The sequence below is a fragment of the Blautia sp. ZXY-1-B12 genome (genome assembly GCF_056339915.1).
In genome coordinates, this window is the sequence record NZ_JBWJVP010000188.1 from 1 (window position 1) to 8,009 (window position 8,009).

13 protein-coding genes are annotated in these 8,009 nt (G+C 41.3%); 9 read left to right on the forward strand and 4 right to left on the reverse strand.

The features are described 5' to 3' along the window. From AC075L_RS10525 to AC075L_RS10555, 7 genes are all read left to right on the forward strand, one after another. A partial coding sequence (locus AC075L_RS10525; protein WP_476387632.1) for a BRCT domain-containing protein occupies window positions 1–386 on the forward strand: 386 nt, incomplete at its 5' end. Beyond that, window positions 383–601, forward strand: coding sequence for a hypothetical protein (locus AC075L_RS10530; protein ID WP_118566598.1), 219 nt, complete (start codon window positions 383–385; stop codon window positions 599–601). The genes AC075L_RS10525 and AC075L_RS10530, both read left to right, overlap by 4 nt. A gap of 50 nt (window positions 602–651) precedes the next feature. Next, window positions 652–852: a hypothetical protein gene (locus tag AC075L_RS10535; protein ID WP_476387633.1), complete on the forward strand. Its 201-nt coding sequence runs from the start codon at window positions 652–654 to the stop codon at window positions 850–852. A gap of 1 nt (window position 853) precedes the next feature. Continuing rightward, complete coding sequence (locus AC075L_RS10540; protein WP_195659174.1) at window positions 854–1,462, forward strand: hypothetical protein; 609 nt, start codon at window positions 854–856, stop codon at window positions 1,460–1,462. Continuing rightward, complete coding sequence (locus tag AC075L_RS10545; RefSeq protein ID WP_476387634.1) at window positions 1,452–1,604, forward strand: hypothetical protein; 153 nt, start codon at window positions 1,452–1,454, stop codon at window positions 1,602–1,604. Before AC075L_RS10540 ends, AC075L_RS10545 begins: the two co-directional genes overlap by 11 nt. A 16-nt stretch (window positions 1,605–1,620) precedes the next feature. Next, a complete protein-coding gene (locus AC075L_RS10550; protein ID WP_476387635.1) occupies window positions 1,621–2,040 on the forward strand; it encodes a hypothetical protein in 420 nt (139 codons plus the stop codon). A gap of 11 nt (window positions 2,041–2,051) precedes the next feature. Further along, window positions 2,052–2,267 carry a hypothetical protein gene (locus tag AC075L_RS10555; RefSeq protein ID WP_476387636.1) on the forward strand — a complete coding sequence of 72 codons (216 nt, stop codon included), beginning with the start codon at window positions 2,052–2,054 and terminating at the stop codon, window positions 2,265–2,267. A gap of 66 nt (window positions 2,268–2,333) precedes the next feature. On the opposite strand, the gene AC075L_RS10560 is transcribed toward AC075L_RS10555, so the two are convergent. Both AC075L_RS10560 and iscB read right to left on the reverse strand, forming a co-directional pair. Beyond that, a complete protein-coding gene (locus tag AC075L_RS10560) occupies window positions 2,334–2,564 on the reverse strand; it encodes a YdbC family protein (protein ID WP_476387637.1) in 231 nt (76 codons plus the stop codon). A gap of 34 nt (window positions 2,565–2,598) precedes the next feature. Further along, on the reverse strand, window positions 2,599–4,011 hold the full coding sequence (iscB, locus tag AC075L_RS10565; protein ID WP_476387638.1) for an RNA-guided endonuclease IscB: 1,413 nt from the start codon (window positions 4,009–4,011) through the stop codon (window positions 2,599–2,601). A gap of 474 nt (window positions 4,012–4,485) precedes the next feature. Between iscB and AC075L_RS10570 the strand changes: the two genes are divergently transcribed. Together AC075L_RS10570 and AC075L_RS10575 are read left to right on the forward strand one after the other, a co-directional pair. Then, the gene (locus AC075L_RS10570; protein WP_476387639.1) at window positions 4,486–5,100 is read left to right on the forward strand and encodes a hypothetical protein; all 615 of its coding nucleotides are present in this window, start codon (window positions 4,486–4,488) and stop codon (window positions 5,098–5,100) included. Window positions 5,101–5,296: 196 nt separating this feature from the next. Continuing rightward, window positions 5,297–6,214: a ParB/RepB/Spo0J family partition protein gene (locus tag AC075L_RS10575; RefSeq protein ID WP_476387640.1), complete on the forward strand. Its 918-nt coding sequence runs from the start codon at window positions 5,297–5,299 to the stop codon at window positions 6,212–6,214. Window positions 6,215–6,349: 135 nt separating this feature from the next. Here the strand turns inward: AC075L_RS10575 and AC075L_RS10580 are convergent, their stop codons facing one another. Both AC075L_RS10580 and AC075L_RS10585 read right to left on the reverse strand, forming a co-directional pair. Continuing rightward, window positions 6,350–7,300, reverse strand: coding sequence for a hypothetical protein (locus AC075L_RS10580; RefSeq protein ID WP_476387641.1), 951 nt, complete (start codon window positions 7,298–7,300; stop codon window positions 6,350–6,352). Window positions 7,301–7,411: 111 nt separating this feature from the next. After that, window positions 7,412–8,009: hypothetical protein (locus AC075L_RS10585; RefSeq protein ID WP_476387642.1), on the reverse strand; the 598-nt coding region annotated here is incomplete at its 5' end.

Here is an 8,009-nt window from a genome sequence, read left to right on the forward strand (position 1 = left end):
TATCTATGGATGGGATCGGGGATGTACGGGCAAAGGCCATGCAGGACTGGTTTGAGACGAATGAAGCAGAATACAAAAAACTGCTAAATCTTCTCACCATTTCAGATGATCTGATCCAGAAGAAAGAAATATCAGCTTCCTTGGAAGGGATGACCTTTGTGATTACTGGAGCAGTCCACATCTTCAAGAACAGAAATGCGTTGAAAGAAGAGATCGAATCCAGAAATGGAAAGGTATCCGGTTCTGTTTCTTCAAAGACAGATTACCTGATTTCCAATGAACCATCCACTTCTGCCAAGTCTGTGAAAGCAGCAAAACTTGGTGTGCCGGTCATCACGGAAGAGGAATTTTTAGAAAAATTTAAAACACAGGAGGAAACATTATGAAATATGTACTTATTTTTTCTGACGGCGAAAGCATCGAGGCAGAAACATGCGAAACAAGAAAAGAGGCTCATGAGAAGATGGTCAAGTCTTATGAAGAGTATTATCCGGAAGACCAGAATGAAACCTGGGCAGATATGTCTTATCTCGGAGAAGAATCTGCACTGTTGTACTTAAACGGCGACGGAACCTGTTGCTGGAGCATCTATGCTGTTTAAACATAACAACCCGGCTGCCTGAAAGCAGCCGGGAACTTAGGAGGAATAACATGAGTAAGATATTATGCCATCCTGAAGACAAAAGTATATGTACTTTTATCAGCAAGGGAAGCCGCTGCATCTGTGGCTCTAACTGCTTTCATTACAGAAATGCAGACGGAGTAATTGCCGGATATTGTAATGCCTGTGGCAGGCTGCGAGGATATCCGACAAGAAAACCTGATGGATTATGGATAACTAAGGAGGATTGATATGCTCTATCATGTGAGCTTATTTCCGGTCAAACAGTTTTATCCCAGGATACCTGTTTCCAGATGCTGCGGAGAAAATTCCTATATATCCAGAATTTCGTTCAGCCAATTCTCAGCGTTGAAGGCTTTAAGTGCCATTCCGGAAGGAGGACGAAATATCTCCTGTATGCTGAAACTTGGAATCTGCCCGGTATTATATGTCTATACAATACCGGAGGATCAATGTATTCTGGTACATTACCCGGAAGAAAAAGCAAAAGGGATACGGTATATGGAAGATATTTTGGAATATGTACCAGATTCCGATCTGACTGGGGAATGCTGGCTGTTAGATAAACCAGATATGGATATGTTTACCTGCCGCACATTTTATGTCTCGCATATTGAGTTTGACATAAGTGATGTTGATCTCTATATCATAAAAAACATTGAGTTGGAGCCATGTGTCAATCCGGAAAGCAATCTGGATAGACTTTTTGCCAAATTTCGTTGTAAATGCAAACCTGATGATCCGGGATTATCGGAATTTTACTATCCGGGAAATGAGAATGCTTTTCTAACATACATATTGGATATATTTGAAGAAAAAGGAGAAAATTATGGAATATAGTATTACTGAGGACGAATTAAGAGAAATTATTGAGATGTTGGGAAACGGCTGGGACTGCGAAACAGTAGAGGCCGATGAAACCTTGTACGTCCGTTTTTCAGACGGCGAGGAAATCAAAGACTATGAATTTGTAAGCTGTTAAAACAAAGGAGGAAATTATGATCAGATTGAGTGATGCTGTATTTACTTCAAGTGAACCGGATTACGATACTGTAATCGCTATCCGTATCAAAAACGGGGAATATTATTTCCTTGGATGGATGGAAAATGCTGAAGGCTATAAATATGTAATAGCAAAACATCCGGAGGAGAACCTTCTCGACAGAGACTGCTTTTCTGATGCAAACAGCCTCTATTGCAACATTATAAGCTGTGATGGATACAACGATGCATATCTGTCAGCTAAGAATGAAAATCCATATTCTGATTTTCTCTCAAATATCAAATGTTATGAGAGAAATGCAATGTCGGATGCTGATGATCATGACATCTTCTCTCTTACGATGGATGAAATCTATTCCATCTGTGATGCATTAAGAGATGGGGATTATGTTTTCGTGATCGATGATTTCAGATAGGAGGAATGGATATGGGAGCATTGAAGAGCCACGATTTTATTTATAAGGGATTGCAGCTCCATTTGAATGATGCGAAGTATCATAATGAATTTACTCCAAAATATCTTTTGATGTTCTGGAATGATTCCTTTGGTTACTGGCAGGAACAGATCCATGTGGGTTCAAAAAGGGAAGCTCTTGCGTACATCAGAGAGTGCGAAAAGTCGCACTGCCGGATGTTTGCCTGATTGTTCAAAAACGAAAAGACATGCAGATGCATGTCTTTTTTTCAATCGGAACCCGGTTCCGATTTCTTATCCAAGAAGTTCACGCAATTTTTCAATCTCCGCGGATGAAAGCGTTACGCCTTTTTCCATCTTTGTACGATCCTGGTTCCAGATGCGGATGTCATATTTTGAATCTCCGCCATTCCAGGATACGATGTTAACTTCTTTCTTCCAGCCATTGCTTGTCTCAGAAAGTACGCCGATACTTTTAATGATTTCGAATTTTAAGATACTCTGCGGGAATTCTCGGTAATTCAATTACCGAGATGAAAGCAGGACGTTTTTTTGACCGTTACCTCTTCCCGAGAGGCTTTTCTGCTCCTATCGCCCAGTTCCCACAGTGATGCAGGATCCGGAGCCTTGATATACTGACCTGCTTGTATTTGGGAGATGTACAGATATAGCTGTCCTCCTTATCCTTTACATAGCAGGAAGTCCCGGTAAAACCGGTGATCCATCCTTTTTTTCCATCCAGTTCCACGCGGTCGAACAGACAGGCGGTCATGGAGGCTTTTTTCTCCCCGCTTCCTTTTGTGACCGTAACAGACTTTGTGTTCTTATCGATCCTTGAAGCAGTACGGTTTGGTTCCTTCCTGCCCTTCCGAGGGGTTTCTTCATGGAGGGAGCGTTTTTTTCTCCTTACCTGCTGGATGTGGATGACAGGTTCTTCATCCTTCACGGATGTGACTTCCGTCTTCACCAGCGCGATGGCAGTGGCATCGTTCCCATGGCTTTTCGGCAGTTCCAGTTTCTCCCTGTCTGCCTTAGTGATATTGCCATAGGTAAATACCGCATCCGGGAATGCCTTCCGCAGACGTTTCTTCAGGATGTTCATGAACGTGGCATCTCTCAGGCCCCTGGTAAACTTTTTCTGATCCTGCATCCACTGGTAAAGGATGCCTCCGGGCAGATGGTTTTCCGTGGTATGGCAGTTACTGCATACCGCAGCCATGTACTTTGGGTCATCCGATGCTCCCCTGCTCCTGTAAAGGATATGGTGTACATGAAGCTTCCCGCCATTCTTTTTACATACCCGGCAGGTATACCCGTCCCGGGCAAGGACATAGGCGCGCACATTTTCATAGTCATACTGCGGTCCTTTCTGGTACAGCTCCCCGTGGATCCCCGGATCCTTCATCCTGGCCGGGTCAAAACGGCCCAGTTCGATGGAAAGCCGGTATCCTTCCGGGAGAAGGTCCAGTAGTTTCCGGATCCACTGGATATGATGATCCGTTTTGGACTGCAGGGATGGCGGCAGCCACCCTGCCTGTCTTTTGGAAGTGAACGTGTTCTTCTGTTTCTTCCAGTGCCGTCCTTTCCGGTCTGCCTTCTCATTGTAGATACGCTTTGTCTTTGGCTTCCACTTCGGGTGCCGGTACCGGGTCTTCCGATACCGTCTCCCTCTCCTTGAGGAAGCCCTTGATTCCAACAGCCTCCGTTTGGACATGGAATCCCGGAGCCCGATCTCTTCCTTATGTAAGACAGTACCGTCCTTTTGCACAACGGAAGCTCCGATGTGCTGCGACCCGGTATCGATCCCTAGATATCCGGGCTGTACGGTGCTGCCGGTCTTATAGTTCAGTTTTATTGTAAATGGGACCTTCCGGTAAACGGAAGCTTTCCCACCCTTCAGTAATAAACGGGCTTTCCTTTCAGATGCAGGCATCAGCCGGCATCCGTTCAGCCCTACCACAAACACACTCATGGCTGGTCCCTCCTTATGTTATTATGGCAGGTACGCAAAAGTCCTGCCCTCCCACAGGGGAGTGTTCACCCTTCGACAATGTTCCGGATACTTCCTGCACCAGGTCGGTATCTTCTTCTCCGGGAAGACATCCGTTGCCTGAACCCTGTGCCGGCTTGGGTACCACCGGGTCGGGTATTGATATCCGGGACGTAGCACTAATGGTATCCTTCACAGCATGGAAGCTGTAAGTTCCGTTGCGCTTAGTCTAGTCAGCATGCCCTTTCGGGTACTACAGATAACTGATCCATACATTTCTGCATGCTCGGTTATTCTATAGCCGAGAAGCTGACTTCTGCCATTCCTTATTTTTCCTTTTTTCTTTATCATAATTAATTTTTTGATTTCTTTTTAATGGTGCGAAAAATCCCACTGTTTTTATTATATCGCATGAACCTTCATATTGACACAAATAAAAAACGAAAGGAGAAAATTATGTATCAGTTAATCAAATCTACTTCATTTGGAGGTATTTCTGTAGAGGAAAGCCTTAGTCTGTCGTTTCTTCAGGAAAAAATGAGAAAGGATTTTCAGGTGATCATAAAAATGAAATCTGTATCCGCTTCCGAACTTTCAGACAAAACAGCGTTTATTCATGCAGGAGCTAAATGCTACCACTGGCTAATCAGAGAGGAATGCTGCAAGGTGGCAGTCCGCGGAGGTTTTCTGGAGGCCTCAGAGATTAATGACCCAGATTACCCTGGAATTTCCGTTGATTTTACCAGAGCTGATGGTGACATCATGCCACTTGCTCTTATCGAGCAGAAGGAAAATCATCTTAAAGCTGTTGTGTATACAAAAATGTACAAGGAAGAACCAGAGTACAATGAGCCATTCGAATATGACAGCGAAATGATACGGAACCTTTGCTTCAGTTCCTATATTCAGGATGATAACTCCGTAAAATATCCTAAGAATTTGTCTTACAGAAAATTCTGTCAGACAGTATTTGAGGACAGGGCGTATATGAAGGAAATCCTTCCTGATGAGGAATACCGATTATACGAGAATTATCTGCAAATGGTAGAAAATGGTTATATTCCTGAATAAAAAAAATACTCTTCTCAATCGGAACCCGGTTCCGATTGAAATGAGTCTTTTTTTTGATAATAATTTGATACGATCCAGACATTATTTTGACAGTTTATTCTTATTTATAATTGAATTTTATCTTGGCATGATTTAAAATGTTAACAGGATAAAATTGAAATAATCAAAATGATAACGAAGGATAAAAGCTGATTTTATGGAATACAAAGATTTTAAAATTAAAATATTACCGCTTACCTGTCTGGAAAAAGATCCTTTAAATGAAGAGGCATATCTGGATACAGATGTAAGCAATCTTGCTGAATCAATGAAGGATATAGGTTTCTTTGGAGATCTTGTAGCATACCCGATCGAAGGAGAAAAATACCGGATCGAATCCGGGCATCGTAGATATGACGCAGCTATGCTTGCAGATATAACAGAAGTTCCTGTCTTTATTACTGAACCTCCCCAAAATCTGGTTGAACGAAGAAAAAGACTAAATCAGTGGAATGACTACGCTCGTCCAACTACTCCACTGGGAACTGCCAAATTGATCGATTTTAAATATCACACATATAAAATGGAAAATGACTACCTGAAAAAAATAGGAAAGAACACATTTCCGATTCTGGAACGAATCTCCAAAGAAATGAATATATCTATAGCGCACATATCAAAAATGAGGGCATTACTTAAGTTAAATCCGAAAATGCAGTCCTTAGCAGAGAGTGGAAATTATTCATGGGCGATTTTAAGCCAGGCAAGTCAGCTTAATGATTTCCAACAAAATATGCTATACAGAAAGATTACAATGCAGGGCAGTATTCAATCTGCTGTTTCGGGTAATTGGATCAAAGACGAGATCGATAAAGCGAAATGTATAAAAAAGGATTATGTGTATTCTGTATACAGGGAAGAAAAACCAGATCATCCTGAAGTTAAAGAAAAAACTAAATTCCGTCATAAAGACGGATATAAAAGGATAGAAAAAAGCTATGATTTTCTGAAATCTGCTTTTGAAGATGATTCGATCATTAAGGCGAATCGTCTTGAGGATTGTTTATCCATCCTGATTGAGATGCAGGATAACCTTAATGATTATATTACTGAGATCAAAAAAAAATTAGAATAATGAATTCTCCATAGAATAAAAAAAGATCTTCCGAATTTATCAATCGGAGGATCTTTTTTAATTGATGAAATTGTTACAATCAGAACCGGGTTCCGATAAAAAAGTGAATTCGAATTCACTTTTTTATCTGTCGGTTCATGCAGCAAGACTCCAGATACCGCGGCTTTCGGATACAAAATCCGGATACATCTGAAGTACCTGTCTGACCTTGTCTCTCCAGTGTGGATTGGAACCAGCTTTTGCATACCCTTCCACTTCCCTGTAGATATTTGAAAGGGAAGATGCTCTTCCGAGTTTTTTGAGTACTGCAAATACAACGTCCCTCCAGGTTGCAGATCTGCTATTCCTGATATCCAGTTCCTTTTTGAGTGGAATCTGAAAATCAAGAATATAAGGAGCTATTTTTTTGAGTACGAGAATATACTCATGTACGATCGGGACGAAGTTTTTGGAAGAATAACTTCGACCTCCAGAACAGGTATTGTGCTGCATTTTAATGAGCACCTGTTCCAGTCCGCCTGGTTTTACGATGTCCGTTAACATGGAATGTAACCCGTTTCTGCGGACATCTCCCATTAAGATTCCCATTCGTGCCCCACTCTGTAAAGAGGCGAAATATTTCATAACGATACCGTTTAAGGTTTTCATAAATGTTTCCCATGGCATCTGCCCCAGGTCACATTTTGATAATTCACCACTTGGGTCCGGATACATAGAACCGGCATAGGGTATCCTGATCTCAGCTCCATATGGCGGATGCATAAACAAGAAGTCTGCATCTGTAAACTGTACTGGAACTTCATCAGTCACTGCATTTACGCATAAGATCCCGGGACGTACCGGCGTTGGATTTAAGTCCGCTCCAACATAATCAATTTTCATATCTTTGGCTACATCAAAACCGGTCCCTGATCCGGCAAATAATTCTGCGAATTTTTTGACCTTATACTTCCAGATTAAAAATGCCTGATACCAGCCAGAGCAGTTCCCCCTGTATTTTTGGTCTCCCCATGGTCCTCTGTCAGGAAACGACAGGACCGTACTGTCGTTCTCCATAAGCCTTGCAATAATTTCATTTCTGTTCATGATTTTCTCCTTTCGTTTTTCGTTTGCAATATAAAATGAAATTATTAAAGGCAAAATAAAAAAAGAGATAATGCAGTACATTATCTCTTACAATCGGAACCCGGTTCCTATTTAATTTGCAAAACGGTTCATTAATACTTCAATCTTTTCAGAAATGATTTTATTTAGACCTTCCAGCTCGTTGATCGTTTGTTCCAGATCCTTCTCCGGGATCACATATTCATCTTTTAATACTTCTGTTAATTCAGAAGAGTATTTTTTGATTTTCTTTGTGGCAACTTTTGGTTTGATATAACCTGTCGCCTTAGACTTTGGAATATTTGTCTGCTCAATTTCTTGAGCCTTTTTTTTCTGGTCGTTTTCAATCTCTTCCTGCTTTAATTCTCTGCACTTTTTGATAATCCATGTTTTTGTAACCGGCTCCGGTTCATTCTGAATATCACATACAAGTTCTTCCTGCTTTTGATCAGAAAGAGTTACAGCATCTGTGAGTGCAGTCCAGGAATATTCTTTGGAAGCGGCCATTTCCTGCAGTTTTGGAATTAATTTAAGAAGAGTACGATATTTTGTTATCGTTCTTACATCCAGACCCATGAACCCACTGACTTTCTTAATAATGTCTCCCGATTCGATTGTATTTCCAGCTTCATCTTTATCAAGCAGGTCGTTTTCTCTTTTATACTCATATTCATCTCTGAATGTATAATAG

What these genes read in the sequence shown, in the direction of transcription:
- AC075L_RS10570 (WP_476387639.1), top strand. Translation starts at nt 4,486, where the DNA reads ATGTATCAGTTAATCAAATCTACTTCATTTGGAGGTATTTCTGTAGAG.
- AC075L_RS10550 (WP_476387635.1), top strand. Translation starts at nt 1,621, where the DNA reads ATGATCAGATTGAGTGATGCTGTATTTACTTCAAGTGAACCGGATTAC.
- AC075L_RS10535 (WP_476387633.1), top strand. Translation starts at nt 652, where the DNA reads ATGAGTAAGATATTATGCCATCCTGAAGACAAAAGTATATGTACTTTT.
- AC075L_RS10580 (WP_476387641.1), bottom strand. Translation starts at nt 7,300, where the DNA reads ATGAACAGAAATGAAATTATTGCAAGGCTTATGGAGAACGACAGTACG.
- AC075L_RS10530 (WP_118566598.1), top strand. Translation starts at nt 383, where the DNA reads ATGAAATATGTACTTATTTTTTCTGACGGCGAAAGCATCGAGGCAGAA.
- AC075L_RS10575 (WP_476387640.1), top strand. Translation starts at nt 5,297, where the DNA reads ATGGAATACAAAGATTTTAAAATTAAAATATTACCGCTTACCTGTCTG.
- AC075L_RS10555 (WP_476387636.1), top strand. Translation starts at nt 2,052, where the DNA reads ATGGGAGCATTGAAGAGCCACGATTTTATTTATAAGGGATTGCAGCTC.
- AC075L_RS10540 (WP_195659174.1), top strand. Translation starts at nt 854, where the DNA reads ATGCTCTATCATGTGAGCTTATTTCCGGTCAAACAGTTTTATCCCAGG.
- AC075L_RS10545 (WP_476387634.1), top strand. Translation starts at nt 1,452, where the DNA reads ATGGAATATAGTATTACTGAGGACGAATTAAGAGAAATTATTGAGATG.
- iscB (WP_476387638.1), bottom strand. Translation starts at nt 4,011, where the DNA reads ATGAGTGTGTTTGTGGTAGGGCTGAACGGATGCCGGCTGATGCCTGCA.